Below are 26,609 nucleotides of genomic sequence, written 5' to 3' on the forward strand. Positions count from 1 at the left end.
GTGCCGCGCACACCGGCGGCCGCGGGTCGGCGCCCCCGCCGCGCGCCGCGGCACCGACGTGTTCCCGCTCGTCGGTCCCGTCGTACCCGCCGCGCCGCACCCTGGTCGCCCGGCGGCCTTCGACGCACCGGCCGGCTTCGGCCGGCCGTCCGAACGCCGGAACCCGCAGAACGCAGAACGCCAGAGCACCCGAGGAGAGACCCGTATGTCACCGTCCATACGCCCGAGAGCGGCGGCCACGCTGCCCGCCGCCCTCGTGGGAGTCGCCCTGCTGCTGCCCGGCGCGGGCACTGCCGCGGCCGCCGAACCCGCGCCGAGGGCCGGGGCGGAGGCCCAGGCCAGGGCGGCCGCCGAGAAGGCCGCGGGCAAGGACACCGCCAGGTCCGCCGCCGCGGAGGCCGCCGCCACCTGGGCCGCCGACCAGCTGAGCAACGGCGGCCACGTCTCGCGCGACCACGGCCTGACCGCCGACATCGTTCTGGGCCTCGCCGCCTCCGGTACCGCGGGTGCCACCGCCGAGCGCGCCACCAACTGGCTCCAGACCAACGCGAGGGACTACCTCACCCCGGGCAAGGCGGGCGACGTGTCCGCCACCGGTGCCGCGAAACTCGCCCTGGTCGCCGCGGCCGAGAACCGCGACCCGGAGCACTTCGGCGACCACAACCTGATCGAGATGCTCAAGGGCAGCCTCCAGAAGGACGGCCGCTTCAAGGACACGGCCGCCTCGGACACGCACGACCAGTACACCCAGCCCCTCGGCATCCTGGCGCTCAGCCGCTTCCATCAGGTGCCGAAGGAGGCCGTCGACTTCCTCCTGAAGTCCCGGTGCGAGGACGACGGCGGCTTCCCCCTCCAGAACGGCCCGGACGCGAAGGCGTGCGTGTCGGACACCGGCAGCACCGGCATGGCCGTCCAGGCCCTGTACGCCGCCGGCCGCCCGGAGGAGGCCAAGCGGGCGCTCGACCGGCTGGAGAGGACGCAGCTGCCCGACGGCGGCTTCGCGGCCACCGCCACGGGCCGCGAGGGCGACTCCCGAAGCACCGCCCTCGGCGTCCAGGCCCTGCTCGTCGGCAAGCGGGCGGGAGCCGCCAACAAGGGCCTGGCCTGGCTGCGCACCCGGCAACTGGGCTGCTCCGCCGCCCCCGCGGACCGAGGCGCCATCGGCTCCCGGAAGGCCGTCGTCGACCGGGAGACCCTGCGCGTGACCGCGCAGGTCGTCCCCGCCCTCGCCGAGCAGTCCCTCGCCGAGATCGACGGCCGGGGCTCCCGGCCGGGCCGCGCCGCCCTCGCCTGCGGGACCGGCACGACGACCGGCGGTACGGGCACGACCGGCGGCACCACCGGCAAGGGCACGTCCTCGACGTCACCCTCACCCTCCAGGTCCGCGTCACCCTCCCCGTCCCCGTCGTCGTCCGCCTCTGCTTCCGCCTCGGCCTCGGCCTCCCCGGGCACGACCTCCGGCGACTCCTCCACGGGCGGTTCCGGCACGACCGGCACCGGCTCCACCGGCTCCTCCGCGTCGAGCACCGACAACCTCGCCGCCACCGGCGCGGACAGCGCCCTGCCCGCCGCCGCCGGCGCCGGGGCGCTCCTCCTCACCGGTGCGGCCGCCGTCACCCTGTCCCGCCGCATGCGCCGCACCGGCGCCTGAACCACGCGGACGCGACGCCGACCCCTGTGGGAGGCTGCCGGTTCCGGGTGGAGACGGGCGAGCGGCCCGCCTCCACCCGGACCGGCCTCCGACCGACCCCGACCGACGGAACCGCCCCGCCCATGTGCCTTGCCGAACTCTCCTCCGTAGGCCCGTTCTTCGCCCTGCGCACCGACGACACCACGTCGTTCGCCGACGAGGGCTACCTCCCTCTCGGGGAGGACGCCGTACGGGCCAGGGTGGAGACCGTGGCGGAGCGGCTGGGGACGGCGGACCGGCGGGTGGCCGCGTCCGTCGCCTTCCAGGGCCTCGCGGGGCGGCTGCTGTCCGTCGCCCTCGGCTCGGCGGCGCTGACCGGCCGGATCCCCGATCTCTCCGGCGGCCGGCTCGGGTGGCACCCCGCCCGTACGGCCCCGGAGGACCTGTGGCTGCCCCGGCCGGCGGCGCTGCCGCCCGCCGGGGATCCCGCGGCGCTCGCGGCGCAGCTCGGCGACCACGTCCTGCGCGGACCGCTGACGGACGTGCACCGCGTCACGCGCGCCGTCGTCCCCGTCTCCGGCCGGCTGCTGTGGGGCAACGCCGGCTCGTCCCTGGCCGGCGCGCTGCGGGTGCTGCACACCTGGTGCCGCGACCACGACCGGCCGGACACCGCCGCCCGCGCGCTCGCCCTGACCCGGGCGCTCCTGGCGGATCCCCTCCTGCGCGACACCGGCACACTGAGCACCCGCGGTGGGCCGTCCTTCGTCCGCCGCACCTGCTGCCTGTACTACCGGGTCCTGCCCGGCGGGATGTGCGGCGACTGCGTACTGCGGCACGCCCCCCGTCGCTGAGGCGCCGGGGCGGGCGGCCACTCGCGGGTGGAGAGCACGCCGAGGACGTACGCCTTGGCCACCAGCGCCGTGCGGTTGGGCACCCGCCAGCGCCGGGTGAGCCGGGTCAAGTGGTAGTTGACGCCGTCCACGGTCAGGCCCACGGCCTTGCCGATGGCGGCCGTCGTCGCCCCGGCGGCCGCCAGTGCGAGGATGTTCCCCTCCACCCCACTGACCTCCGCCATCGGCTCGGCCTGGCGCGGCACCTGTTCGCTGCGCACCCGCAGCACCGCCAGCAGCATCGGGCTCGCCGGGAACGCGTCGCCGACCGGGTCCACGAGCAGTTCGCCCTCCCGCTCGACGCCGTCCGTGCCCACCAGCCAGCGCACCTCGATGGGGTGGCGCGGCCGGCGGCCCAGGCGCAGCGCCTCGATGTGCCGGTCCAGCCGGCCGGGGGCGCGCGGCCGGAACAGGTCCTGGAGGTTGCGGCCGCGCAGCCGGACGGGCGCCGTGCCCCATTCGGCGGCCATCGCCGGGTTGGCGACCGTGACCTCGCCGTCCGCCCGGCAGATGGCGATCGGGGTCGGGATCCGGTCGAGGAGCAGCAGGAAATGGTTGCGCCAGCTGATGAATTCGTCGCTTCCCACGCCCGTACCGGCCCCTCGCTCGTCCCGTGCCCGTACAAAAGGGCCCGTCCAGTGCTTGCCCGGCACACCCCACGCGGGAGCGTCACGCCCCGAACCACTGCACAATCGTGCAGTTATGTATACGAGCGGCAGGGGCCCTCGGCGGCGCGTTTGAGGGCGGCGCGCGCCGGTTACCCGGAACGGCATCGCCATCGCACCCGTCACCGGACGCACCCGACCCAGGAGCCGTCAGTGAGCAGCCGAGCCCGCATCGTGATCGTCGGAGCAGGATTCGCCGGTTACCACGCCGCCCGGGAGCTGTCGCGCACGGCGCGCGGCGCCGCCGAGATCGTGCTGGTCAACCCCAACGACTACTTCCTGTACCTGCCGTTGCTGCCCGAGGTCGCCGCCGGTGTGCTCGAACCACGGCGGGTCTCGGTCTCCCTGACCGGAACCCTGCCGGGCGTACGGCTCGTCCTCGGCCACGTCGACACCGTCGACCTGGACGGCCGCCGCGTCGAGTACGCCGACCCCGAGGGCCGGCGCGGCGCGCTGGACTACGACCGGCTGGTCCTGTCGGTCGGCAGCGTCAACAAGCTGCTGCCCATCCCCGGCGTCGCCGAACACGCGCACGGCTTCCGCGGCATGCCCGAGGCGCTCTACCTCCGCGACCACGTCACCCGCCAGACCGAGCTGGCCTCAGCCGCGACCGACCCCGACGAACGCGCCGCGCGGCTGACCTTCGTGGTCGTCGGAGCGGGCTACACGGGCACCGAAGTGGCCGCCCATGGCGTCCTGTTCACCGACGCCCTCGTACGCCGGGACAGCGCGCTGCGCGCCATGGGCGTACGCGCCCGGTGGCTGCTCGTGGACGTCGCGCCCCGCCTCCTGCCCGGGCTCGACGAACGCCTCTCGCGCACCGCCGACAAGGTGCTGCGCGCCCGCGGCGTGGAGATCCTCACCGAAACGTCCGTCAAGGAGGCGACCTCCGAGGGCGTCCGGCTCGACAGCGGCGAGTTCGTCGCCACCCGGTCGCTCATCTGGTGCGTCGGGGTGCGCCCCGACCCGCTGGTCGAGGCCATGGGCCTGCCCACCGAGCACGGTCGGCTGTGCGTCGACGAGTACCTGAACGTCCCCGGCCGGCCGGAGGTCTTCGCGTGCGGCGACGCCGCGGCCGTGCCCGACCTCACCCGGCCCGGCGAGATCACCCCCATGACCGCCCAGCACGCCCAGCGGCAGGGCAGGACGGCGGCCCGGAACGTCGCCGCCGGCTACGGGCGCGGGACCCGCCGCCCGTACAAGCACCACGACCTCGGCTTCACCGTCGACCTGGGCGGCGTGCAGGCGGCGGCCGACCCGCTGCACATCCCGCTCTCCGGCCCGCTCGCCAACGCCGTCACCCGCGGCTACCACCTGGCGGCCATGCCCGGCAACCGGATCCGGGTCGCCGCCGACTGGCTGCTGGACGCGGTGCTGCCGCGCCAGGGCGTCCAGCTCGGGCTCGTACGCTCCGGATCCGTTCCGCTGGACACCGAGATGCCGGAGATCGCCCGGACACCCTACGACCGGAACTGAACCCGCGTTCGAACAACTGGCGTTACTCCCGTACCCTGCTGCTCGCTCATATCGGCCCGCCCCCGTCGGCGGGATGAACGGAAGCGGTGGGGGACATGCGCGGACGCGCACTCGTACGCAGGACCATGCTCGCGCTCACGGCGGGGGCCGCGCTGGCCGCCTCGACGGCGGCCCCCGCCGGTGCCGAGACCGACGGGACCGGCAGATCCCCCTACTCCGCCACCACCTCCGTGGGCGTGCACAACGCCTACGACAAGGCCAAGTACCCCTACTTCGCCGACGCCCTCGACTCCGGCGCCTCGCTGCTCGAACTCGACGTGTGGACCAACGGCTTCGGCGGCCGCTCCTTCCGGGTCTCCCACTCGAGCCCGCTGCGCAACGACAACAATTGCGAGGGCGCCACGTCCCCCGCCGAACTGCGCACCAAGTCCCGCAACCAGCCGCTCGCCGGCTGCCTCGCCGACATCAGGGCCTGGCACGACGCCCACCCCGGCCACCGGCCCGTCCTCCTCAAGGTGGAGATGAAGGACGGCTTCAACGCCGACAGCGGGCGCGGCCCGGCGGAGCTGGACGCCCTGCTGGGCGAGAAGCTCGGCGACGCCCTCTACCGCCCCGCCGACCTCGCCGGCGGCCACGCCACGCTGGACGCGGCCGCACGGGCCGACGGCTGGCCCGCCCGGTCCGCGCTCGCGGGCAAGTTCGTCGTGGAGCTGATACCCGGCACCGTCGAGGAGAACAACCCCGCCGACCGCCTGTGGACCGACCGGGAGTACGCGGGTTACCTGCGCGACCTGGCCGCCGCCGGCCGCCTGCGGCAGGCGGGCGCCTTCCCCGCCGTGCACGGCGCCGCCTCCGGCGACCCGCGCACGCGCTACACCGACGCGACCCTCCGCCCCTGGTTCGTCCTCTTCGACGGCGACGCGGCCACGTACCTGCGCGGCGGCATCGACACCGCCTGGTACGACAGCCGGCACTACCTCGTCGTCATGACCGACGCCCACAAGGTGCCGCCCGCCATCGACGTCACCCGCCCCACCGAGGCGCAGGCCCGCGACCGCGTCACCCTCCTCGCCCGCGCCCACGCCAGCTTCGCCACCGCCGACTGGTACCCCCTGCCGCAGGCCCTGTCCCTCGTGCACCCGCGCGGCTAGGCCGTGTCCGGCGGATCTTCGGCTGCGGGCCGCCTGCGGCGGGGCGGGCCGTCTTTGCCGCCTGCGGCGGCGGGCGCCCTGCGGGCGCGTCCTCAAGCGCCGGACGGGCTTGATTCGGCTGGGCTCAGCCACCTTCAGCCCGTCCGGCGATTGAGGACACCGCCGCGCAGCGGTGGTGCGCCCGACACGGCCCGCAGTGTCCGCTCACATGATCCGCCGGACACGGCCCAGCGCCCCACGCCAACGGCGGCGCTCACCTCGCGCCGGGCCCCCGGGTGCGCCACGGTGGTGGAGTCCGGACCGGCCACCGCCTGGAGAAGCACCTATGACGAACCACACCTACCGCGTGACCGAGATCGTGGGTTCCTCGCCGGACAGCGTGGACGCCGCCGTCCGCAATGGCCTCGCCCGCGCCTCGCAGACGCTCCGCAACCTCGACTGGTTCGAGGTCACGCAGATCAGGGGCCACTTCGAGGGCAACGAGATCGGCCACTACCAAGTGGGCCTGAAGGTCGGCTTCCGCCTGGAGTAGGCGACTGGTCGGCATTACCTGACAGGTAATCGATCTTCCGCACGCCGGCGGGCAAGGTGGGAGGGAACCCCCACCCCCACCCGTACCAGGGAGCCCGACCGTGTCCGCTTTCGGCTTCGCTCATCTCCGCAGCCGCCGCCATCACTCCGACATCATCGAGTACCTGGAGCGCATCCAGGCCACCCTCGACCCGTTCGCGGGCCGCTTCGTCATTCACGGACCGCCGGCCGAGATCCTGGAGGGCGCGTGGCCCGGCAGCATGGTGCTGATCGAGTTCCCCGGCCTGGCCGAGGCCCGTGCCTGGTACGAATCCTCCGCCTACCAGGACATCCTGCGCCTGCGTACCGAGCACATCGAAGGTGATCTGCTGCTGATCGACGGCGTCGGACCGGGCTACGACCCGGCCGAGCGGGCGCGCGGCCTGCGCGCCCGAGCCGAACGACCGGGGCCGTCGGCCGCGTAGTCGCGGCGGCCGCCTTCTCGCCGCGGTGCGTCAGATCGTGACGCAGATGCCGTCCTCGATGCTGCGGCCGTCGCGCTCCAGGCCGCCACACACGAGCTTCGCGCCCTGTTGTTCGCGGTTCACGTCCCACTTGTGCGTCGCGGCGTTGGCCTTGGGGGAGTGGAAGTCGCCCCAGTAGGCGCGCAGGGTGCCGGGCAGGCCGTCCCTGGTCCGCACGGTGATGTCCTGGACGAACCGGTTGTGATGTGCCGTCATCACGCAGATGTACTTGCCGCACTGCACGTCGACGCCCGCCGACGCGGGCGTCGCGGTGAGGAGGCCGAGTGTCAGAGCGGCGAGCACGGTCGCGGTCTTCTTCATGCGTTTCTCCTGGTCGCAAGCTGGTCGGCGGGCCCGGAGCGGCGCCGTCGCGCTCAGTAGATCTCCATACAAGATCTCCTGGCCGCGAAATCGGCTCAAACTCACCCGATCAGGGCACGCGCCGTTCGGCCGGGCCGTGGAGATGAGTACGGGCACCAGCGCGTACTGAGTACGTGCCCCGAGGCGCGTCAATGGTCCGCGCCCGTTCACTGGTCGTATGAACGACCGAAGCACGCACGCGGACGCCGAGCTGCGCCGGGAGTGGGCCGCCGCCAACACCGCGGACGCCGCCGCCGACGCCCGCGACACCCACCCCCTCGGGCCCGCCGACCGTGACGAGAACGCCTGGGGAGCGCCCGGCTGGGCCACGGGGCTGGCGCTGATGATCGTCCCGGTGGCCCTGCTGTTCGGCGGGCTGGCCCCGATGGCGACGGACAGCTGCGGACCCGACAACTGCTCGTCGGCCCTGAACCGGGCCCTCGCGGGCGTCCTGGGCGGCCTGTTCGCGACCGTCATCGGTACGCCCGCGATGCTCCTGGCCGGATGGGTCCTGCCACGGCGCATGCGATTCGCCAAGGCGCGCAGGATCATCGCCTGGTGCGCGCTGCTGCCGCCGCTGATCGTGATCCTCATGGTGCTCGGGCTGCCCGAGTGACCACCGTCGTGTGGACGCTGCCCATGGAGGAGGCCCCGCGCGGCGGCGCCCCGCAACGACAGCGGCCGTCGGCTCGTTGATCAACGCGTGCACGGGGTGGTGCTCATCGGGGAGCCGCCCCTCCGATCGAGGAGCGAGCATGCGCTGTTCACCTGGACGGTTCCTGGTTTCCCTGGCGGTGGTGGCCGCAGCGGCGGTGGGCATCCTCCCGGCCGGGGAGGCCGTGGCGAACGACGGGAACCACCGGACGTCCGAGACCTCCCGGCCCTACGACGGACCCTGGAAGTACGACGGCCCCTGGAAGTACATCGACACCCACCACTCGAAGCAGGGATGCGAACAGGCGGGCGAGGACGGCCGGCGCGCCAAGCGGTGGGCGCAGTACCGGTGCCTTCCCTCCAGCTGGTTCGGAGTCGACCCCTACGACCTCTGGGTGCGATGAGCCCGGACCCGGCCGCGGTCGCCGTCCGGTCGCACGGCCGGGCGGTACGCATGGCGGGCACGGCCGCGGCCCTGCTGTTCGCCGTCCTGCTGGTGAAGCTCACCGTCGTGCTGGTCCTGGCGGGGGACCGGTGGCTCGCCGTCAATTACTCGGCGCCACAGGCATCCGCCGAGGTGACGCGCCTGGTGGTGGGCCTCCCCCTGTGCGTGGTCGCGGTGCTGCTGCTCGCCGACCGCTCCGGGCACCGGATGGGCGGGCTGCTGCTGGCCGCGGGAGCGGTGTGGATCGTGCCGTCCGCCGTGTTCGACCTGTTCGCCTTCCTCGGCAGCGAACCGGTGCCGGTCGCCGCCGCCATGATCCTGCTGGGAGCCACCGGGATCGCCGGCCACCCGCTGACCGTCCTGCTCCTGCCCCTGTGCTTCCTCCACGACTCGGCGTCCCGCCGGGGCCGTTGGGGCGTCATCGTGGGCGCCGGGGCCGTCTGCCTGGGGTACGGGGTGCTGTGGGCGCTGGGCACACCGGGCTCGCACCCGTTCCCCAGCCCGTGGTCCGGGACGGCCGTCGGCGAATGGGCCATGGGGCTGCTGGAGCCGAGCGAGGCGGCCGTGGACTGGGTGAGCCGGGTCGTGACCGTCGTGGTCACGGCGGACCTCGTACGCCGCGCGCTCCGCGAGCCCGCCGGGGACGGCCGGCGCGTCTGGGCGCTGCTCGCCGTGGCCTACCCGGCCTGTGTCTGCCTGCTGTTGTCGGACGTGTGGGGCGAGAGCTGGACCGTCGCGGCGCGGGCCGCGGGGAGCGCGGTGTGGGTCGCCGTGATCTGCCTGGCGGCGGCCCGCGGCGGCATGTGGCGCCTGGAACGCGTCACCAGCCACCGGCTGGCCGGCGCGTTCGTGCTCACCGCCCTGGCCGCCGCGGCCGTCTGCACCGCCGTGGCCGCCTGGGCGACGCTGCCGGCGGCCCGCAGTGTGACGGTGGTGGTCGTCGCCTGCGGCGCGCTGGTCGTCGGCTGGACCGCCCGGCCCGTGGTGCTGCGCACGTCGCTGGCCGTGGAGCGGGCCTTCTACGGTCCGCGCGCCCGGCCCTACGAGGCCATGCGGGCCCTGGCCGTACGGCTGCGGCAGGCACCGCACCCCGGCCACGTACCCGAGGAGATCTGCCGCAGCGTGGTGGAGGACCTGGGGCTGGCCGGCGCGGCCATCGGCGTCGACACCCGGTCGGGCCCCCGGTGGCTCGCCGCCGTCGGCGCCCCGGTGACCGAGCCGAAGCAGACGTTCGTCCTGCGCCACCACGGCCAGGCGGTGGGCCGCCTGGAGGTGGCACGCGGCGGTACGAGCACGCCCGCCGAACGCGACAGCGACCTGCTGTCGCTCCTCGCCGACCAGGCCGGCCCGGCGCTGGCCGCCCTGCGCCTGGGCCAGGAGGCACAGGCGGCCCGGGAACACCTGGTCCTCGCCCGCGAGGAGGAACGCCGCCGGCTGCGCCGCGAGATCCACGACGGACTCGGCCCGCAACTGGCGGCCGCGCAGCTGCGGCTGGGCACCGCCCAGGCGTGCAGCCCGCCGTCCTCCGCCGCCACGGAACACCTGCGGGTGGCCGCCGAAGGGCTCGGTGAGGCCCTGGCCGAAGTACGGCGCATCACGGCGGGCCTGACGCCGGCGGCGCTGGTGGAGCACGGCCTCCTCGGCGCCACCCGGACCCTCGCGCACCGGCTCGGCACCGACGACGTGCGCGTGACGGTGGCCGGCCCGCGAACCCCGCTGCCCGCCCTGGCGCCCGGCGTGGAGATCGCCGCCTACCGCATCGCCGCCGAGGCCGTGACCAACGCCGTCCGGCACGCCGGGGCCCGCCGGGTGGAGGTCGCCTTCGACGCCGCCCCGACGGCGCTCACGGTCGTGGTCACCGACGACGGCACGGGATTCGACACCGCCGCCGTGCCCGGTACCGGCCTGGCCTCCGTCGCCGAACGGGCGGAGGAGATCGGCGGCACCTCCGCCGTGGCCAGTGGCCCCGACGGCACGACGGTCAGCGCCACCCTGCCCCTGGCTTCCCACCCCGAGCACCCGGAAGGACGACGATGAGCGAGACGACGGACGCGCCCGTCGGGGACCGCGACGAGGAGGCACCCGCCTGGCGCGTGCTCCTGGTCGACGACCACCCCCTCTTCCGGGAAGGACTCGCCGCGGCGGTCGACCTGGACGAGGGCTTCACCGTGGTCGCCCAGGCGGCCACCGGCGAGGAAGCCCTCACCGAAGCCGCCCGCACCACCCCCGACCTGGTCGTCATGGACCTCGGCCTGCCGGGGCAGTCCGGCATCGAGACGACCCGGCAGATCCGTGAACGCCTCCCCGGCACCCAGGTGCTGGTCATGACGATGTCGGAGGACGACGACAACCTGCTGGCGGCCATACGGGCCGGGGCGCGCGGCTACCTCCTCAAGGGCGCGGTCCGCGAGGAGATCCTGCACGCGCTGCACACGGTCGGCCGGGGAGGGGCCGTCTTCAGCCCCCGGATGGCCGAGCGCCTGGGAGCCCTGTTCGCGGCGTTCGGCAGCGCCCCCGCCAAGGAGGCGTTCCCGACCCTCACGGCCAGGGAACGCGAGATCCTCGACCTCCTGGCCGCCGGGCTGAGCTACCGGCAGATCGCGCAGCGGCTGTTCGTGGCGGACAAGACCGTGCGCAACCACGTCGGCTCGATCTTCACCAAGCTCCAGGTCCACGACCGCGCCACGGCGATCGTGCGGGCCCGCGACGCGGGACTGGGGTCGGGCTGAGCCACGCCGGTGGGGACCCGGCCTTTCGGCGGGCGGACACTGCCCGCCGAAAGGCCGCCCCCGCTTCGTCCCCGGGCGTGACGGTTTCTCAGCGGTCGGTCCACAGGTTCCAGAAGACCGGGCCGTTGGCACACTGGAACTGCGACCAGTGACCGCGGTCGACCCCTTCCTGGCCGGCCTCCATGCAGCCCCCGCGGGTCCAGTACTTGCCCCGGTGGACGGGCAGGTCGGCGGGCGCCTGGGCCACGTGGGAGGCGGCCGCCGCGAACGACTGCCGCGCGTGGACGCCACTGGCCTCGACGGCCTGTGAGACACCGGCGCCCGTCATCGAGGCCACGACGGCCGCGAGTCCGACGACGGCGAGGGAGACGCGCTTGTTCTTCATGGTGTTTCCTTCCTCGGTGAGTGGAACCCGGCGGGCCGCGGTGGCGACCACTGCCCGCCGGATCCGGACAACCAGAGCTTCGACCGCCCGGTGACCCGGGCACATGGGTCGTCCGCCTCTCACCGCCCGTGCCGACGCCGGTCCCGGCGTGGGGGGGGGCACCTGCTCGCCGGGCGGGGCGAGGGACCAGCGGGCCCACCGCGAACAACGCGGTAGCAAGGGGGGTCGGTTCCGTGGGCCGCTGGAGGTTCGCGAAGAACAGCTGCTGGCAGGTCACCTTTGATAGGCCGTGTGGTTGCTCCGGACGCTGCGTGAGCGGCCAACTCGCTGTCCATCGTCTTCTCATGCGAGTGGGGCCCCGGATGTCTCATCGGGCGCGTCAGTGTGGGAATTCGGCTCCTCACCATTGTTCGGCGTGAAAGTCGCCGGCGGATCGAACCTGCGTAGCAGGTCCTCGGCTGTCTCGTGGCGGTTCTGCTGCTTGACGATGTCGGAGATCTGTTTGGCCAGCATCACCCGCCGAACGTCTCCTTCCGTGAAGCCCATGGCATCGAAGAAGCCCGAGAGATGATCCACAGCTGTCCGTTCCTGTGAGGTGGGAGCGGGGTCCTCCTCCAGGAATTCCGGAGCGGCCGGCTCGCCGGGCTGCTGCGACAGGATGTTCTGAAGCCGCTCGGGAATATCGGTGTCATTGGCTGCGGACGTGAGCTGCGCGAGTAGGGCAAGGTCTGCCACCGTCTTTTCCACGTGCTCGTCGTTCTTGGCGAGCCACCAGACCACTGCACTGCCGGTGTCCTTCAGCACGTCATTGCCCAGGTACTGGCGCTTGTTCTGCTCGTATTTGCGTTGGTGCTCCCAGACCGCCTCGTCCTTGCGTACTTTGGCGAGTCTGTTCAAACGCTCTTGGTCCTGCTCGAGCAAAGTGAGGTTGATGTTTTCCGCCATGGCTTGGAGGTGCCCTGTGGAATCCGGGCACATACGACTGAGGGCGCCGTTGAGCTCGTGCTGAACGAGTGAGGCCTGGCCCGGCTCCCGTTTCTCGGTGATGGTGCGGGCACGGTTCAGGACTGCCTCGACGGCGAGCCCTGCCGGATTGAGGACGGGGGTGTTTTCGGGAGATTCGAGGAGGTACCACCGTACGGTCGCCGAGAAGACGAAGTGGTAGTCGGCCCAGAGGCTGGGCAGTGCCACTTGGCTGACGTGGTGGTCCGTGCGTTCCACGGGGGAGGCCGTGAGTTGTTCTTCGAAGCTGACCGGCATGGAGCCGCGGCGCAGCGAAGCGATCCGGAAGGCTGCTGCGGGGACAACGAGGAGGAGCACGGCCAGCGTCGGCCATGTCCATGTGGGCCACCGTTGTGTCAGGCCGGCGATAGTCAGCAGTAGGCCGCATAAGATGGTGAGGAAGACGGTTGTCGTCTTTCGTGCGGTCGTCACGGTCGAGTCCCCCCGGCTGATGTTGGTGGCGGGGCGGCTGGGCAGAGGCCTTGGGCCACGCTGATCTTGTGGAGTAGCAGTTCGGTGGTTTCGACGGAGCGCGCGGGGCCTCCCTGGGCGGTGCGCTCGGCATCGCGGGCGCTCGCATAGAGCTCGGCGAAGATCTCACCTCGTCTTTCCTCGCACCGCTCGGCCGCGCTGACGAGGAGGTCGAGCAGAAGCTCACCGCGGTGTCCGGTGTCGTCGGTCGCCCAGTGGAGCCAGCGTTCTGCGTGTGGCTGCCACGTTGCCCGCGGTAGCTCGGCCAGTACCGCATGCCAGCACGTGGTCAGGGAGCCCTGTACACCCTGCTCCTCCACCAGCGCGCGTGAGGCGCCGGAGGGGTCCGTCAGCGGCACCGGATCGCAGGCTCGCAGGAAGATGCCGAGGTCGGGCGGCGAGAGGTCGGATCGCGCGAGGCGGTCGAGCAGCCTTCGGCGCAGCCGGCGGCTGCTGGACGCCAGGTCGCACAACGCTTGCAGGGCACGAGTCGTGTCGCGCTCACGCCGGGCCAGGTAGTACAGCCTGAGCAGGGCCTGATCCGGATGACTGGCCGCAAGGACATCGGCGCAGATCTGGACGAGTACCTGTGCGAACTCCCCCCTGAGACGCCGGTGAGCACACCACTGATAGATCCGTTCGCGGAATTCTCTGTCGTGAGCCGGATCATTGAGACCGCAGGTGAGCGCATGGACAGCGGCCTCCAGCCGCGCCCTGCTCACCGCCTCGGAACTCCATCGTTCGGCGAGAGATGCCAGACCGTCCCCGCGCCCGGTCCGTAGGTACTGACCGGCCACACGCGCCACCAGACCGTCACGAACGGCAGGGACCATGTGCGGGTCGTTCAGATCCACGACGCTCGCGGCCCAAGTGCCGAGGTGGTGCCGGAGGTCAGGCATATGGTCCCAGAAATGCGCCCGGATGGCGGAGTCGTAGTCCAGCTCAGTGAACCGCACGTGTCCGTCAGGCCCGGTATCGGCTGAGATCTCCCCGAGCTGTTGAGCGAGGTCGTTGCGCTGGAGCAGCGGGATCTCTTCCGGCGGGGAGTCGAGAGCGCGCAGCAAAAGCTGGGCCGCACGGTGGATGACGTCGGCGTGCGCCCCGTGGAGCATGGAGACGGCGATCAGCAGTGCCCGCTGAGGAGCCTCGCGTAATTTGGCAACGAGTGCGGTGACTTCCCTCCGCCGGTCGTCCCGTGCCTTCTTGGCTGTCGCGCACCACTGTGCGAATCCTTCGTCCGGTCGAGCGGTCTCGCGGGCGCGGCGCACCAGGTCGGCGAAGTCCGCGATCTCCCGCATCGGCCTTTCCTCGCGCAAGAACTCGGTTACGGCGACGTCGGGCTGGATGTACTGCTCGTACGGCACGCCGTGCATGCGGAGGTGCCGCCTGAGGACGTGCAGGCCGGGAGGCCGCCGGACTTCGACTCGGTAGTGCTGGAGGTCGGGATCGAGGATGCCGCCGTGCGGCATGACGATGACAAGATGTGCGTGCCGTTCGTGGACGGCCTTGCGGAGGGCGGGGAGGTCGGCCCGTGCCGCGGACCACTGGTGGTCGTCGGCGGCCGACAGGTCCAGCAGCAACTGGTCACCGGTTTCGACCAGAGCTGGATCGTGGAGGGACAGTTCGTCTTCCTCGTCGGGTAGGAGTTCGTGGAAGACGCCGCTGTCCCGGTGGTATTCGCGCAGGAGTACGCGGGCCGCCGAGGTGCGGCCGCTGCCCGGGGGGCCGTCCAGGATGACGGTGCCGGTGTCGGTGAGCGTGGCGCGGGCCTTGCCCATGCCGAAGGGGTCGACCAGTACGCGTCGCAGCCAGCGGAGTTGATCTTCGGCGACCCGCCGAAAGGTCGGTTTGTCCGAGTCCTGTAGTTGGGCGCCGACGTTGACGTTGATGTTGCCGGGACCCGTGTGCGTGAAGCCCTGCGGGTTCTCGACCCGTGTACTGCTGTGCTGGTTCACCGGCTGTCGCCCTCGCGCCGATCCGGCTCACCGAACCGGTGCTGGATGTTGCCGTGGTTGTCGCCTTCCACGTACGTCATCCCGGTGCCCGAGATGCGCCGGTCGCCTGACACGTGTCGGGAGTTCTGGTAGATGTGGCCGTTGCCCGTATGGACCGGGCCACGAGAGCCCTTCACGATGGTGCCACCGACGTCTCCGGTGAAGTCACGGCTCTGTACCGCTGTTCCGCTCACGTCCCCGATCGAGTTGGTCACGGTGTCCGGCGCGGACGACGTCTTGTCGGCCTGGGCCGGATCGCGCAGTCCGGGGACCATCTCGGCCACCAGATCGCCGATGCGCCTGAGGCCGGTCTCGACGTCATGGGTGTCGAACGAAATGGATTGGAGGTCGGCGAGCCGCGCCAGTTCGGGCGGCAGATCGGCCTTGCTCAGCCGGTTCGTCTTCCGGCCGTCCAGGATGGGAACGACCGGAAGCTCGCAGGTGAACGCCTCCTCGATCTCCCTGCGCACCCAGTCCTCGGGGTCGTGCAGCCGGGCCCGGAAATTCGCCCAGTCCGGCCCTACGACGGCCAGAAGGAGGGAACTTCGTCGCAGCGCGGCCAGCAGGGCGTCGGGGTAGGTCTCGCCGGGGGCGATGGACTTCGACGCACGGAAGATGTGCTCCCGTCCGAAGCGACGCGACAGCTCCTGGTCGATCAGGGCGGCGGTCTTCTCCCCGTCGCCTGTGCGGTAGTTGATGAAGACCTCGGTCATGGTGATGTCTCCCTCAGCGGAGTGGATAAGCGCGATAACGTGCCGAGTCGCGGCCCCAGCCGACGTACCGCAGGGTGATCCGCATGGCGAGCCAGGACCCGGGCGAGGCGCTGCAGGTCGGTCGTGACGGTCGCTGAGCGCACCGCCGCCACGCCGTCGAGCAGTGGTGCCGTCAGCGCACACGCGTGGTCGATCTCGCCGGCCGAGGCATAGGCGAGCGCACGGCGCACGCCGTACCGCACCTGCGTACGCACCGCGTCCTGGCCGACCAGGGCGAGTTGCCGATCGAGTTCCTCGCTCGCTTCCCGCGGCCGACCGAGATCTACCAGGCACCAGCCGGTGACCATGCCGACCGGGTCGGGAAGGTGCATGGTGCCGATCACCGGCTCGTCGGAGCCGTCGTCCGGGCGGGCGAGAAGCGTACGAGCGCGCTCCAGGGCACGCAGACAGGCATGGAGATCACCTGCGAGTGCGTGCCCTTGCGCTTCGCGTTGTGCGGCCAGCCCGCGGATCCGTGGTGGCAACGTGCCGCTCTGCGCGCGACGGGCCAGAGCGATCGTCTGCTGGGCGTCATCCCGGTATAACGTGACCAAAGCCCTACGGACCAGTGCATAGCCGGCCAGTGCCTGGTCGCCAGCGGCGGCTGCCATATCGACCGCGCGCTGCGTCCACCACAGTGCCGCAGGTTCGTCTCCGGTTTCCTGCACCAGCCAGCCGACATACTCGGCGTACCGGGATCCAAGCGCCAGCAACTGCCGACGGGTGCTGGTGTCGGTTTGAGCGGACAGTTCCCGCAGGGTGTGCGTCTGCGCGATCAGGACGGGCAGGAGCATACCGGGCTCCACGGTCTGGCCGAGCCTCCGGTAGTGCGTGAACAGCGAGCGAGAGGCTTCCAGCATGCCGGCACCCGAGGCCGGGGAGGCCGGCCCCGTCCCGTCCGACCGCCATGTCATCAGCGATGCGGCGCCGACGCTCATCACCTCTCGCCGGCCCAGGGGGTGGAACCGGTTCGGGCCGTCCGGCGACAACTGCATGATCCACTCCTCCTCGTCGTCGACGTGGCCTGGGGCCGGTTCGGCAGGTGTGCCGGCGGCGACCTGGGTGACCAGGGCAATCAATGCCCCGTCGGCACCGAGGACGGCGTCACAGAGCCGAACGAGGTCACGGCTGGGTGCCTTGATACCTCGCTCTACTTTGCTCAACTGCGCCTTGCTGTAATGCACGGCGCCGGACAAGGCCGTGAGGCTCAGCCCGGCCTCCAGACGCCGCTTCCTCAGCTCCTCGCCGAACTCGGTGGACGGCTGTGGCACGGAAACCTCCCAAGCCCATCCATCCAGGCCGAGGTGCTGCTGCACGAAAGAGTGCGGCAGCCTCTCCCGGACGGGCAAGGCGATCGATGCTGTTTCCCGTTTCCTTCTCCGACGGCGGGGCGCAGCATTCGTGAGGGCTGGAACTTGTGCCGGTCATAGAGCCAGGCAAGCCATGCCCCACCGGGTCGAGCCCGGTCGAAGCCCGTACCCACGCTCACCGGCGGGCTGTCGGCCGACAACCCGCGCATGACCGCGGCCCCGCTGCCTCCGGATGAGTTGTCGTACGTCTCTCACAGCACCGCCATGACCGCTGCGACCAGCTCGTGGCTTTGCCCGTGATCGTCCGACGGTGTCCGGCTAGTCCAGCCCCTTGCGGAAGTGGAAGGCGGCGATGGCCATCCGCTCGCGCTGGTAGAAGCGGTGGGCGTCGGTGCGGTGGGTGGCGGAGTCCAGGCTGAAGATGCGGCAGCCCGTCGCCCGGGCGTGTTGCTCCAGATGCGCGAGGAGCCGGCGCCCGACGCCGGTCGACCGGGCGGCGGCCGTGGTCACCAGGTCATCGACGTACAGCATGCGCAGCGTGCCCGTGTTGGCGACGACACGCCAGCCGGCCACACCTGCGCACACGCCGTCGTCGCCGTACGCGGCGGTGAAGCGCAGTCCTTGGCCGTACCCCTCCTCGTACACCTCCCGGAAGAGCTCTTCGGTGAGATGCGGACGGAGTTCGCGCAGGACGGGAAGGAGGTCGAAGTCGAGCCGCTCGTCACCGGGCTCCAGGTCGATGATCTTCATGCCTGGCACTCTAGTTCTAGGCTTCCGCCATGAGCGACACCACACTTGGCATAAGGATCAGACCAGGCGGCCCGGCCGACGCCCCCGTCATTCTGGACATGCTCGACTCCGCGGTGGTCTGGATGAACGATCGCGGCAACACCGAGCAGTGGGGCACGACACCGTATTCGCAGAAGCCCGGCGGAGTGGCGCGGGTCGAGCGGTACACCACGGAGAACGCCCCGTTCATCGCGGAGTCGGACGGCACACCTGTCGGAGCTTTGGTGTTGGGCTCCGGCCCCAGCCCGCAGATGCCGATCGCGTCGGCCGAGGAACCCGAACGGTACGTCCGGCTGCTGGTGTCCGATCGGCGGTACGCCGGTCTGGGCATCGGGACGGCGCTGCTGGCTCATGCCGCCGAGGAGACCCGGCGGGCCGGCGTGAAGCTGCTGCGGGTCGACTGCTGGGCGGGCGGAGGGGGCGAACTGGTCGCGTTCTACGAGCGCAACGGTTTCACGCCCACCGACCGCTTTCTCGCCGAGGAATGGCCGGGACAAGTGCTGGCCCGACAGGTCGGCTGATGGCAACAGTTCACGCCCGCCGGCTGGCCGACGGCCGCGGTCTCAGCCGCCGTCGAACCGCTCCGGAGGCAGCGCCGGATCCCGTACGCCCTCGCTCGCCGGGCCCGGGGCGGGGGTGCCGGCGGTGTACACCGCGAGGAGCACGCCCGAGTCGTCGACCACGGGCAGCGCCCTGGGGATGACGTGCCCGCCGGTCAGTTTGAGTACGAGCACACCGTCCCGGTACTCCAGCGCCAGCGCGCCGGCCGCCTCGGGGGGTGCCGCCGCTTCGTCGTCCGCCATGTCGTGGACCTCCTCGCCACCGGACAGCCGCAGGCTACCCACCATGCGGAACCGCGACACGCGCCCGCCACGGCAGTCACTTGAGGGGGGCGGTGACCCCTGGCAGGGGGCCGGTTGGCAAGGTTGTCACCACTGTTCGTCACGTGTGGGACATGCGGAAAAGAGGAAGCAATGCCGGATACCTCCTTTCAGGGCCGGATCGTCGACACCGCCCCCGCCTCCGACGTCTTTCTCGTCATCGGCATTCCAGGGTCCGGGAAGAGTTCGGTGTCAGCGGGCCTGGCCCGCCGGTTCCCGCTCGGTGCGCACATCGAGGGGGACCGCCTCCAGGACCTCATCGTGGCCGGTGGGCACCTGCCCTCGCCGGAGGCGGACCTGGAGGCGGACCGCCAGTTGCTGCTGCGGGCCCGCAACGCGTCGGTGCTGGCGCGCAGTTTCCACGCCGCCGGCGTCGTCCCGGTCATCGACGACGTGGTCGTCCGGCGCGCTCATCTGGAGTTCTACCGGGAGCAGCTGGAGGACCTGCCGCTGCGTCTGATCGTCCTCGCGCCGTCGGCGGACGTCGTCGCCCGGCGGGTCGCCGCACGGGACAAGGTGCTGGCGGACGACTGGTCGTTCCTGGACGACGCGATGCGTACCGAACTCGACGGCGAAGGGACGTGGTGCGACAGCTCCGAGCTGACTGTGGACGAGACGGTCGAGGCCATCCTGGCGAAGGGCTGATCCGCTGAGCGGGGCCCAGCGGCGCGGCCCCGTTCACTCAGGGAGGCCGGCCGGCGTGGACAGCGACAGTGCGAAGCGCCCCTCCTCGTCCGTCCACCAGCGGTCGAGCTCGAATCCGGCCGCCGCCAGCTCGGCCCGCACCCCCTCGCGGCGGAACTTCGCCGAGACCTCCGTGCGCAGTTCCTCGCCCGCCGTGAAGTGGGCCGCGAGGTCGAGCGAGGGCACCTTCACGACGACGGCGCGGCGGGCCCGCAGCCGCATCTCGATCCACTCCTCCTTCGCGTCCCACAGGGCGACGTGGTCGAAGTCGTCGGCGTCGAAGTCGGCGCCGAGCTCACGGTTGATGACGGTGAGGACGTTCTTGTTGAACGCGGCGGTCACCCCGGCCGCGTCGTCGTAGGCGGCGACCAGGGTCCGCTCGTCCTTGACCAGGTCGGTGCCCAGCAGCAGCGCGTCGCCGGGGGCCAGTTCGGCGCGGACGGCGGCGAGGAAGACCGCCCGCTCGGCGGGCCGCAGATTGCCGATCGTGCCGCCGAGGAACGCGAGCACCCGCGGCCCGGGGGTGTCCGGGAGGGCGAGCCCGTACTGGAAGTCGGCGACGAGCGCGTGCACGGTCAGCGCCGGGTGCTCGGCGAGCAGCGTGCGGGCCGCACCGCGCAGGGCGCTCTCGCTGACGTCGACGGGCACGTAGTGGTCGAGCGAGGGCAGGGCGCCGATGAGGTGGCGGGTCTTGTCGGAGGAACCCGAGCCCAGCTCCACGAGCGTACGGGCACCGGTGATCTCGGCGATCTCGCCGGCGCGGGCGACGAGGATCTCCCGCTCGGCGCGCGTCGGGTAGTACTCGGGCAGCAGCGTGATCTCGTCGAACAGCTCGCTGCCGCGGGCGTCGTAGAACCACTTCGGCGGCAGCTCCTTGGGCGAGCGGGTCAGCCCGGTGGAGACGTCCGCGCGCAGGGCGGCGGTGGTCGCGTCGAGGGGGAGGGTACGGGTCAGGGCGAACGGGCTCACAGAACGGGCTCCTTGAGCGGGACGGGCAGCGGGGCGTACGCGGACAGCGGTGTCACCGCGAGCTCGGTGCGGGTGGCGGTCAGCAGGGTGCGGTCGGGCGCCTCGGTCCAGCGCGGATCGTCGTCGTACGGCTCGGAGGCGACGACCGTGCGGCCCTCCGGACCGGTCAGGTACCACAGGGTGTCGCCCCACGCCGTGGCGGTGATGGTGGCGCCGTCGGTGAGCAGCAGGTTCAGCCGCGAGCCGGGCGCGGCCCCGGCCAGCTCCGCGACGGTGCCGGCGAGCGCCCGCGAAGGGCTCTCGCCGTCGCGCAGCCGCAGCTCCACGAGCGTCCATACGAACGCCGAGTCGCAGCGCGCCGCCAGTCGCAGCAGCTCGCCGGGCGGGACCCGCCCGGCGAGCGCGGCGACGGAGTCGGGCCAGCCCAGCAGCGCGCCGTTGTGGCTGAACAGCCAGGGACCGGCGGTGAACGGCGCCGTGGCCGCCTCGCCGTCCGCGCCCGCCTCGGTCGCGTCCCGCACGGCCGCGAGCAGCGCCGGGGTGCGGACGACGCGGGCCAGGTCGGCGAAGGACTGATCGGCCCAGATGGGCCCGGCCCGGCGGTAGCGGGCCGGCACCGGGTCGCCCGGCGCGTACCAGCCGACGCCGAAGCCGTCCGCGTTGACCGTTCCGTACCGCTGCCGGCGTGGCGCCCATGACTGGCGGAAGAGCGCGTACGGGGGCTCCACCACGGTCGCGCGGATGGGGGAGTCCGGGCCCAGGACCGCGAGGTGCCGACACATCAGGCGGATTCCGCGTCGCGCGCCGTGCGGAAACCGGAGAAGATCTGCCGGCGCACCGGCAGGTCCCAGTTGCGGAACGTCCCCCGGCAGGCGACCGGGTCGACGGCGAACGACCCGCCCCGCAGCACCTTGTGGGCGTCGCCGAAGAACACCTCCGAGTACTCGCGGTAGGGGAAGGCCCGGAAGCCGGGGTACGGCAGGAAGTCGCTCGCCGTCCACTCCCACACGTCCCCGATCAGCTGCCGCACGCCCAGCGGCGAGGCGCCCGCACGATAGGCGCCCACCGGCGCGGGCCGCAGGTGCCGCTGCCCGAGGTTGGCGTGGTCGGGCGTGGGATCGGCGTCGCCCCAGGGGTAGCGCCGGGAGCGCCCCGACGCCGGGTCGTGACGGGCGGCCTTCTCCCATTCCGCCTCGCTCGGCAGCCGCCGCCCCGCCCACGCCGCGTACGCCGCGGCCTCGTACCAGCTCACGTGCAGCACCGGTTCGTCCGGCGGTACGGGCTCCACGACCCCGAACCGCCGCCGCATCCAGCCACCGCCCTCGCGCCACCAGAACAGCGGCGCTTCGATTCCCTGCCGGCGCACCCGCTCCCAGCCCTCCGGGTGCCACCAGCGGGCGTCGTCGTAGCCGCCGTCCTCGATGAACCGCAGATAGGCGCCGTTGCTGACCGGCAGCGTGTCGATGAAGTAGGACGGGACGAAGCGCGGGTGCGCCGGCCGCTCGTTGTCGAGCGACCAGGGCTCGGCGGAGGTGCCCATCGTGAACGGGCCGCCCTCGACGAGCACTTCGACCGGCAGCCGGTCCGCGTCCGGCGCGGCCGGCGGCGGCTCGGGGGCGGTGAGCGCCGCCGGGCCGCTGCGCAGCTGGTGGGTGATCAGCATCGTCTCGTCGTGCTGCTGCTCGTGCTGGGCGATCATGCCGAAGGCGAAGGCGGCCTCCACCAGGGGCGCGCCGCGCAGCGGCACCGTCTCCAGGACGTCCAGGACCCGGTCGCGTACGTCCGTGACATAGCCGCGCGCCTCCTTCGGCGGCAGCAGCGGCAGGGCGGGGCGCTCGGCGCGCGGGTGCTCGAACGCGTCGTACACCGAGTCGATCTCGGGCCGCAGCGCCTCGTGCCCGCCCACGGCGCGCAGCAGCCACTGCTCCTCCTGATTGCCGATGTGCGCGAGGTCCCACACCAGCGGCGACATCAGGGGGGAGTGCTGGGCGGTCAGCTCGTGCTCGTCCACGCAGCCGGTGAGCGCGCGGGTGCGCTCCCGGGCGGTGCGCAGGGCGTCCCCGGCGCGCCGCCGGAGCGTCTCGGGGTCCGTTTCGGGGGCGGTCATGTGCGGCTCTCCTTCCCGATGACGTGATCGAGGAGATCGTCGGCGGGGCACCGGCGGCGCGCGACGTACCGCGCGGTGAAGGCGTCGACGGCGGCCCGGACGTGCGGCGGCGCGCCGAGCCGGGGCAGCGCCTCGCGAGCCGCCGCGAAACAGCTGACGGCCGCCGCGTGCAGCTCCGGGTCGGCCAGGCCGCGGCGGGCCGCGTTGCGCCACAGCGGGTTGGCCGGCGCCGGCCCGGCGCCCGCGGTGTCGGCGAGCGCCTTCACCACGCGATAGGCCGTCTCGGAGGCGACGGCGTCGTCGAACAGCGCGGCGGTCACGGCGAGCGGCACCAGCCAGCCGTCGTCCCCGGGCTGCGCGTCGATCATGCGCAGTTCCAGGTGGCCGCGTGGCCGTACGGGCGGGAACAGCGTGGTCAGGTGGTAGGTGACGTCGTCGGTCGTGGGCGGCCGGGGGAGCGCGGTGCGGGTCCAGCGGCGCAGGTCCAGGCCCGCGGGGGCGTTCCAGGACCCGTCCTCGGAGCGCACGCACATCACCGGCGCGTCCAGGACGTACCCCGCCCAGGCGGCCCGTGGGTCGGGGCTCTCGGGTGGCGCCAGGGCCCGGCCGGGGTCGACACGGGTGTAGGCGGCCTGCCGGTTGGAGCGCCAGCCGGTCGGGCGGCCGCGGTGCAGGGGCGAGTTGGCGAACGCGGCGACCAGGACCGCGCCCAGCAGGTGCGCGAGCCGCCAGCGCCGCCCGAAGCCGAGCGGGCCCGGCTCCTCGAAACCGGCGTCGACACAGACCTGCACGGACGCCGTACCGCACATGATCGTCCGGCCGGAGCCGTTGCGCCGGTCGTAGAAGGACTCCATGGCCCGGTAGCGGGGGGTGTCGAGGACACGGCGCGGTGGATGCCAGGGGTCCTGGCCGTAGCCGGCGAGGACGAGCCCGAGGTCGCGCAGCGCGGGGCGGGCGGCGGCCAGATCGGCGGAGACCTCCTCCACACAGGCGGTGAGGGAGTCCGCGGGCCGGGAGCTGAACTCCAGCTGGCCACCGGGTTCGACGGTGATCAGGGACCGCAGCGGCAGAGCGCGCAGCCGGTCGGCGGCGGCCGCCATCAGCGACGGCGGCACGGGACGTGCGGGGTCGCGCAGGTCGTGGACGAGCCATTCCAGCTCGACGCCGAGGAGGCGTGGCGGCCCGGTCTTGAAACAGATGCCGCGGACGAGCGCGTCCACCTCCGCCTCGCCGACCGTGCCGGCGGGACCCGCCCTGCCGGACTCGATGTCGGTCACGGTCCGTACCTCCCGTCCGTTGTCGTGTCCCATGAGCGCCCCTCCGGGGCCCACCGCTCCAGCCAAGACCATGGGGAGCGGCCGCCTCAAGAGCGCCTGGGGTGTCATCCGGCCACCGGGCCCGCGCGCGGCGGGCGCGCCGGCCGGGTCCGCCGCCGGTCGTACGGGTCGGCGGGGTCGGTCGGCGCAGCAGGTGCCGCCGGTTCAGCCGGGGAACGCGTACACCGTGCTCGCCCGCGCCGCCGGGCCGTCCGCGCCCCGCGCCGTCAGGGTGACGTCCGCGAAGGCGAACCGGCGGCCGAGCTTGGTGATCCGCGCCGTGACCAGGACGTCCGCGCCCGTCACCGCCCGCTCGAAGGTCGTCGACTGCTGGACCGTGGTCATGGGCCCATAACCGCCCTTGGCCGACGACACGGCGAGGACGGTGGCCGTGTCGGCGGCCGCCATCAGCGCCTGGCCGGATATCGCACCGCCCTCCCGCGCGAGCCGCCCGGACCACGGTAATCGCACGACGGCGTGGAGCTCGCCCGTCTCCTCGACGGTCAGGCCGAGCTCCAGCACCCATGCCGCGAAGTTCTCGGAGAGGACCTTCTGCGCTGCTTCCGGACTCAGGGTCACCCCGTCATTGTGGCGAGGGCTTGACGCCCACGCCAGAGGAGGGCGTACGGTCCGCTGGATGACCCCGTCCGAGGTGACCGCCGACGTCTATCTCCCCGCCACCTACGCCCGCGGTGTCCCCTACGAGCGCTTCCGCGTGTTACGCGACACCGGTCCCGTCTCCTGGATCGAGGAACCGGCCATCGGCCCCTGGCCCGCCGGGACCGGATTCTGGGCCGTCTTCCGGCACGCCGACGTCAAGCGCGTGCTGCGCGCCCCCGACGTCTTCTCCTCCCACCTGGGCGCCACCCAGATCCGCGACCCCGACACCGCCGAGGACCTCGCCTTCGTCCGGGCGATGATGCTCAACCAGGACCCGCCCGCCCACGCGCGGCTGCGCCGCATCGTCGCCGCGGCCTTCACCCCGCGCGCCGTCAGGGAGCTGGAGACCGTCGTCGAGGCCCGCGCCCACGCCGTCCTCGACGTCGTCGCCGGCCGGGGCGCGGCGGACTTCGTTGAGCTCGCCGCGGACCTGCCGGTGTGGACCCTGGCCCACGTCATGGGCGTACCGGAGGAGGACCGCGGCCTGCTGCGCGACTGGTCCGACCGGGTCATCGGCTACCAGGACCCCGACCTCTCCGGCTCCGCCACCGCCGACCCCGGGACGCTCGGCCCCCTCGGCCGCGCGGCCCTCGCCCACCGGCCGGCCACCCCCGCCCGCCCCGACGGCACGCTGCCCAGCCCCCGCTCGCGCGCCGCACTCGCCGACATGTTCGCCTACGCCCACGCCCTGGCCGACGAGCCGCGCCCCGGCAGCGTGATGGCCCATATGCGCGAAGGCGGTCTGAACCGCGACGAGTTCGAGACCATGTTCTTCCTCTTCGCGGTGGCCGGCAACGAGACCCTGCGCAACGGCCTCCCCGGCGGCCTGCTGACCCTCCTCGACCACCCCGGGCAGTACGAGCTCTTCCGCACCCGGCCGGAGACGACCGGAACGGCTGTGGAGGAGGTGCTGCGGTACTGGCCACCCGTCATGGACTTCCGGCGCACCGCCACCCGCGACACCGAACTGGCCGGGGTGCGGATCCGCCGCGGCGAGAAGGTCGTCGTCTACCACGCCTCCGCCAACCGCGACGAACGTGTCTTCGCCGACCCCGACCGCTTCGACATCACCCGCACGCCCAATGACCACGTCAGCTTCGGTTCCGGCCCGCACGTCTGCCTGGGCGCGCACCTCGCGCGCGTACAGCTGCGCACCATGCTGCGGGCCACCGTCGACCGGCTGCCCGGCCTGGAGCGGGCGGGCGAGGCGGTCCGGCTGGCGTCCAACTTCCAGAACGGGCTCAAGCACCTGCCCGTCAGATGGAGAACAGATCGGTGAACGGGCCCGTCGCGTCGGCGACGCCGTGGCCGAAGGGGGAGTCGAAGTCCCAGATGAGGAAGAGGAGGAAGGCGATCAGCGCGCTGTAGATCCCCGCCAGCAGCAACTCCCGCGGCGACCGCCGGATCTGCAGCGTGAAGATCAGCCCCACGGCCACCAGCGCCCCGGCGACCAGCCCGAACCACACCACGCCCGGCATCGTGGCGCCCGCGTTCTGCGCCCGCTCGGAGCGCGCGGCGTCCGCGGCGCCGACCTGGTCCAGCAGCGGCTGGTACGACTGGCTCTCGTGGTCGTCGCGCGGCTCGTAGGATGTGACGTCCTCGCGCACCTTGGCCAGCAACTGGGTGCCCCGGTCCGTCAGCTCGCCGGACTTGAGCATCACCGGCCACTCCTTGTGCACCACGTGGCTCACATACGCCTCGACGTCCTTGCGCGTACGGTCCCGGGCGGCCGGCGCGTACGCCTGGACCCGCTCGCTGACCTCGTGCAGCGCCTGGGCCTCCGCCACGACCGCGGACTGGGCGCTGCTGCGCGCCTCCCAGACGCCGGCGATGGCGAGGCCCAGCACGATGGCGTAGACGACCCCCACCATCATCGTCATGTACTCGATCACATCGGGGGTTTCGGAAGGATCGTAGTCCTCGTCGATCCTGCGCTCCCGCAGCACGGTGATGGTCAGGACGACCGCGCAGGCGGCGCCCATCGCGAGGACCAGGACGAACCACTCGGACAAGGGAAACCTCCGGGTATGAGGGGGCGGGCCGTCAAGGAGCGGGGATCGAGGGCGGCACGGGCGATCAGCCGCGCCGTCCGCTGCCACCGCGCGGCCGCAGGAGGGCGACGGCGAGGACGGCCGGAGCGGTGAGCAGCAGGGTGAGGGTCACCAGCGACGTGCCGCCCTCGGGCAGCCGGGACGCCGACCGGTGGTACGCGCGAGGCGCGAGGTGCCGGGCGGGCCCCGGCGCGGGGGCGGCAC

28 protein-coding genes are annotated in these 26,609 nt (G+C 72.6%); 13 read left to right on the forward strand and 15 right to left on the reverse strand.

The features are described 5' to 3' along the window. The first annotated feature begins 205 nt into the window (after positions 1 to 205). Both J7E86_RS20595 and J7E86_RS20600 read left to right on the forward strand, forming a co-directional pair. Positions 206 to 1,651, forward strand: a complete 1,446-nt coding sequence (locus J7E86_RS20595; RefSeq protein WP_215083197.1) for a prenyltransferase/squalene oxidase repeat-containing protein — start codon at positions 206 to 208, stop codon at positions 1,649 to 1,651. Positions 1,652 to 1,773: 122 nt separating this feature from the next. Beyond that, positions 1,774 to 2,481, forward strand: coding sequence for a (2Fe-2S)-binding protein (locus J7E86_RS20600; RefSeq protein WP_215083198.1), 708 nt, complete (start codon positions 1,774 to 1,776; stop codon positions 2,479 to 2,481). On the opposite strand, the gene J7E86_RS20605 is transcribed toward J7E86_RS20600, so the two are convergent. Beyond that, the gene (locus J7E86_RS20605) at positions 2,418 to 3,107 is read right to left on the reverse strand and encodes a PAS domain-containing protein (protein ID WP_308312660.1); all 690 of its coding nucleotides are present in this window, start codon (positions 3,105 to 3,107) and stop codon (positions 2,418 to 2,420) included. The genes J7E86_RS20600 and J7E86_RS20605 overlap by 64 nt on opposite strands. Positions 3,108 to 3,359: 252 nt before the next feature. Here J7E86_RS20605 and J7E86_RS20610 point away from each other — a divergent pair, with 252 nt between their 5' ends. The 4 genes from J7E86_RS20610 to J7E86_RS20625 all read left to right on the forward strand — a co-directional run bounded on the left by J7E86_RS20610 (position 3,360) and on the right by J7E86_RS20625 (position 6,807). Continuing rightward, entirely contained in the window at positions 3,360 to 4,661 is a 1,302-nt protein-coding gene (locus J7E86_RS20610) for an NAD(P)/FAD-dependent oxidoreductase (RefSeq protein ID WP_215083221.1), read from the forward strand. Positions 4,662 to 4,756: 95 nt separating this feature from the next. Continuing rightward, on the forward strand, positions 4,757 to 5,812 hold the full coding sequence (locus J7E86_RS20615) for a phosphatidylinositol-specific phospholipase C domain-containing protein (protein WP_215083200.1): 1,056 nt from the start codon (positions 4,757 to 4,759) through the stop codon (positions 5,810 to 5,812). A gap of 325 nt (positions 5,813 to 6,137) precedes the next feature. Continuing rightward, positions 6,138 to 6,344 (forward strand): dodecin, encoded by a 207-nt coding sequence (locus tag J7E86_RS20620; protein ID WP_215083201.1) that lies wholly within the window; start codon positions 6,138 to 6,140, stop codon positions 6,342 to 6,344. 100 nt (positions 6,345 to 6,444) lie between these two features. After that, positions 6,445 to 6,807 (forward strand): DUF1330 domain-containing protein, encoded by a 363-nt coding sequence (locus tag J7E86_RS20625; RefSeq protein ID WP_215083202.1) that lies wholly within the window; start codon positions 6,445 to 6,447, stop codon positions 6,805 to 6,807. Between the two features lie 30 nt (positions 6,808 to 6,837). On the opposite strand, the gene J7E86_RS20630 is transcribed toward J7E86_RS20625, so the two are convergent. Beyond that, a complete protein-coding gene (locus tag J7E86_RS20630) occupies positions 6,838 to 7,167 on the reverse strand; it encodes a hypothetical protein (protein ID WP_215083203.1) in 330 nt (109 codons plus the stop codon). A 217-nt stretch (positions 7,168 to 7,384) separates the two neighbouring features. Here J7E86_RS20630 and J7E86_RS20635 point away from each other — a divergent pair, with 217 nt between their 5' ends. The 4 genes from J7E86_RS20635 to J7E86_RS20650 all read left to right on the forward strand — a co-directional run bounded on the left by J7E86_RS20635 (position 7,385) and on the right by J7E86_RS20650 (position 11,034). After that, positions 7,385 to 7,822, forward strand: a complete 438-nt coding sequence (locus J7E86_RS20635; RefSeq protein WP_215083204.1) for a hypothetical protein — start codon at positions 7,385 to 7,387, stop codon at positions 7,820 to 7,822. 139 nt (positions 7,823 to 7,961) lie between these two features. Next, complete coding sequence (locus J7E86_RS20640; protein ID WP_215083205.1) at positions 7,962 to 8,264, forward strand: hypothetical protein; 303 nt, start codon at positions 7,962 to 7,964, stop codon at positions 8,262 to 8,264. Further along, positions 8,261 to 10,342, forward strand: a complete 2,082-nt coding sequence (locus J7E86_RS20645) for a histidine kinase (RefSeq protein WP_251019430.1) — start codon at positions 8,261 to 8,263, stop codon at positions 10,340 to 10,342. The genes J7E86_RS20640 and J7E86_RS20645 overlap by 4 nt, the downstream gene beginning before the upstream one ends. Continuing rightward, a complete protein-coding gene (locus tag J7E86_RS20650; RefSeq protein ID WP_215083206.1) occupies positions 10,339 to 11,034 on the forward strand; it encodes a response regulator transcription factor in 696 nt (231 codons plus the stop codon). Before J7E86_RS20645 ends, J7E86_RS20650 begins: the two co-directional genes overlap by 4 nt. Before the next feature lie 88 nt (positions 11,035 to 11,122). Here the strand turns inward: J7E86_RS20650 and J7E86_RS20655 are convergent, their stop codons facing one another. From J7E86_RS20655 to J7E86_RS20680, 6 genes are all read right to left on the reverse strand, one after another. Further along, complete coding sequence (locus J7E86_RS20655) at positions 11,123 to 11,419, reverse strand: hypothetical protein (RefSeq protein ID WP_215083207.1); 297 nt, start codon at positions 11,417 to 11,419, stop codon at positions 11,123 to 11,125. 342 nt (positions 11,420 to 11,761) lie between these two features. Beyond that, positions 11,762 to 12,853, reverse strand: coding sequence for a hypothetical protein (locus tag J7E86_RS31230; RefSeq protein WP_251019431.1), 1,092 nt, complete (start codon positions 12,851 to 12,853; stop codon positions 11,762 to 11,764). Continuing rightward, on the reverse strand, positions 12,850 to 14,670 hold the full coding sequence (locus tag J7E86_RS20665) for a hypothetical protein (protein WP_251019432.1): 1,821 nt from the start codon (positions 14,668 to 14,670) through the stop codon (positions 12,850 to 12,852). The genes J7E86_RS31230 and J7E86_RS20665 overlap by 4 nt, the downstream gene beginning before the upstream one ends. Positions 14,671 to 14,843: 173 nt before the next feature. Beyond that, complete coding sequence (locus J7E86_RS20670; protein ID WP_215083209.1) at positions 14,844 to 15,599, reverse strand: toll/interleukin-1 receptor domain-containing protein; 756 nt, start codon at positions 15,597 to 15,599, stop codon at positions 14,844 to 14,846. Then, positions 15,596 to 16,909 (reverse strand): helix-turn-helix domain-containing protein, encoded by a 1,314-nt coding sequence (locus tag J7E86_RS20675; RefSeq protein WP_215083224.1) that lies wholly within the window; start codon positions 16,907 to 16,909, stop codon positions 15,596 to 15,598. Before J7E86_RS20675 ends, J7E86_RS20670 begins: the two co-directional genes overlap by 4 nt. A 357-nt stretch (positions 16,910 to 17,266) precedes the next feature. Further along, entirely contained in the window at positions 17,267 to 17,698 is a 432-nt protein-coding gene (locus tag J7E86_RS20680; RefSeq protein WP_215083210.1) for a GNAT family N-acetyltransferase, read from the reverse strand. Positions 17,699 to 17,727: 29 nt separating this feature from the next. On the opposite strand from J7E86_RS20680, the gene J7E86_RS20685 reads away from it, so the two are divergent. After that, the gene (locus J7E86_RS20685) at positions 17,728 to 18,258 is read left to right on the forward strand and encodes a GNAT family N-acetyltransferase (protein ID WP_215083211.1); all 531 of its coding nucleotides are present in this window, start codon (positions 17,728 to 17,730) and stop codon (positions 18,256 to 18,258) included. A gap of 42 nt (positions 18,259 to 18,300) precedes the next feature. On the opposite strand, the gene J7E86_RS20690 is transcribed toward J7E86_RS20685, so the two are convergent. Then, positions 18,301 to 18,585 (reverse strand): hypothetical protein, encoded by a 285-nt coding sequence (locus tag J7E86_RS20690; RefSeq protein ID WP_215083212.1) that lies wholly within the window; start codon positions 18,583 to 18,585, stop codon positions 18,301 to 18,303. Between the two features lie 126 nt (positions 18,586 to 18,711). Here J7E86_RS20690 and J7E86_RS20695 point away from each other — a divergent pair, with 126 nt between their 5' ends. Then, on the forward strand, positions 18,712 to 19,263 hold the full coding sequence (locus J7E86_RS20695) for an AAA family ATPase (protein WP_215083213.1): 552 nt from the start codon (positions 18,712 to 18,714) through the stop codon (positions 19,261 to 19,263). Between the two features lie 33 nt (positions 19,264 to 19,296). Here J7E86_RS20695 and egtD read toward each other — a convergent pair whose 3' ends face one another. From egtD to J7E86_RS20720, 5 genes are all read right to left on the reverse strand, one after another. Continuing rightward, complete coding sequence (egtD, locus tag J7E86_RS20700; RefSeq protein WP_215083214.1) at positions 19,297 to 20,271, reverse strand: L-histidine N(alpha)-methyltransferase; 975 nt, start codon at positions 20,269 to 20,271, stop codon at positions 19,297 to 19,299. After that, complete coding sequence (gene egtC, locus J7E86_RS20705; RefSeq protein WP_215083215.1) at positions 20,268 to 21,053, reverse strand: ergothioneine biosynthesis protein EgtC; 786 nt, start codon at positions 21,051 to 21,053, stop codon at positions 20,268 to 20,270. The genes egtD and egtC overlap by 4 nt, the downstream gene beginning before the upstream one ends. Next, positions 21,053 to 22,378, reverse strand: coding sequence for an ergothioneine biosynthesis protein EgtB (gene egtB, locus J7E86_RS20710; protein WP_215083216.1), 1,326 nt, complete (start codon positions 22,376 to 22,378; stop codon positions 21,053 to 21,055). Before egtB ends, egtC begins: the two co-directional genes overlap by 1 nt. Next, a complete protein-coding gene (gene egtA / locus J7E86_RS20715; RefSeq protein WP_215083217.1) occupies positions 22,375 to 23,688 on the reverse strand; it encodes an ergothioneine biosynthesis glutamate--cysteine ligase EgtA in 1,314 nt (437 codons plus the stop codon). Before egtA ends, egtB begins: the two co-directional genes overlap by 4 nt. A 171-nt stretch (positions 23,689 to 23,859) precedes the next feature. Next, complete coding sequence (locus tag J7E86_RS20720; protein ID WP_215083218.1) at positions 23,860 to 24,273, reverse strand: PaaI family thioesterase; 414 nt, start codon at positions 24,271 to 24,273, stop codon at positions 23,860 to 23,862. Between the two features lie 58 nt (positions 24,274 to 24,331). Here J7E86_RS20720 and J7E86_RS20725 point away from each other — a divergent pair, with 58 nt between their 5' ends. Then, positions 24,332 to 25,633, forward strand: coding sequence for a cytochrome P450 (locus tag J7E86_RS20725; RefSeq protein ID WP_215083219.1), 1,302 nt, complete (start codon positions 24,332 to 24,334; stop codon positions 25,631 to 25,633). Here J7E86_RS20725 and J7E86_RS20730 read toward each other — a convergent pair. After that, the gene (locus tag J7E86_RS20730; protein ID WP_215083220.1) at positions 25,611 to 26,366 is read right to left on the reverse strand and encodes a DUF4239 domain-containing protein; all 756 of its coding nucleotides are present in this window, start codon (positions 26,364 to 26,366) and stop codon (positions 25,611 to 25,613) included. The two genes, J7E86_RS20725 and J7E86_RS20730, sit on opposite strands and share 23 nt — an antisense overlap. Positions 26,367 to 26,609 lie beyond the last annotated feature (243 nt).

Origin of the sequence: Streptomyces sp. ISL-11 (genome assembly GCF_018614525.1) — a bacterium.
Classification (GTDB): Bacteria; Actinomycetota; Actinomycetes; order Streptomycetales; family Streptomycetaceae; genus Streptomyces.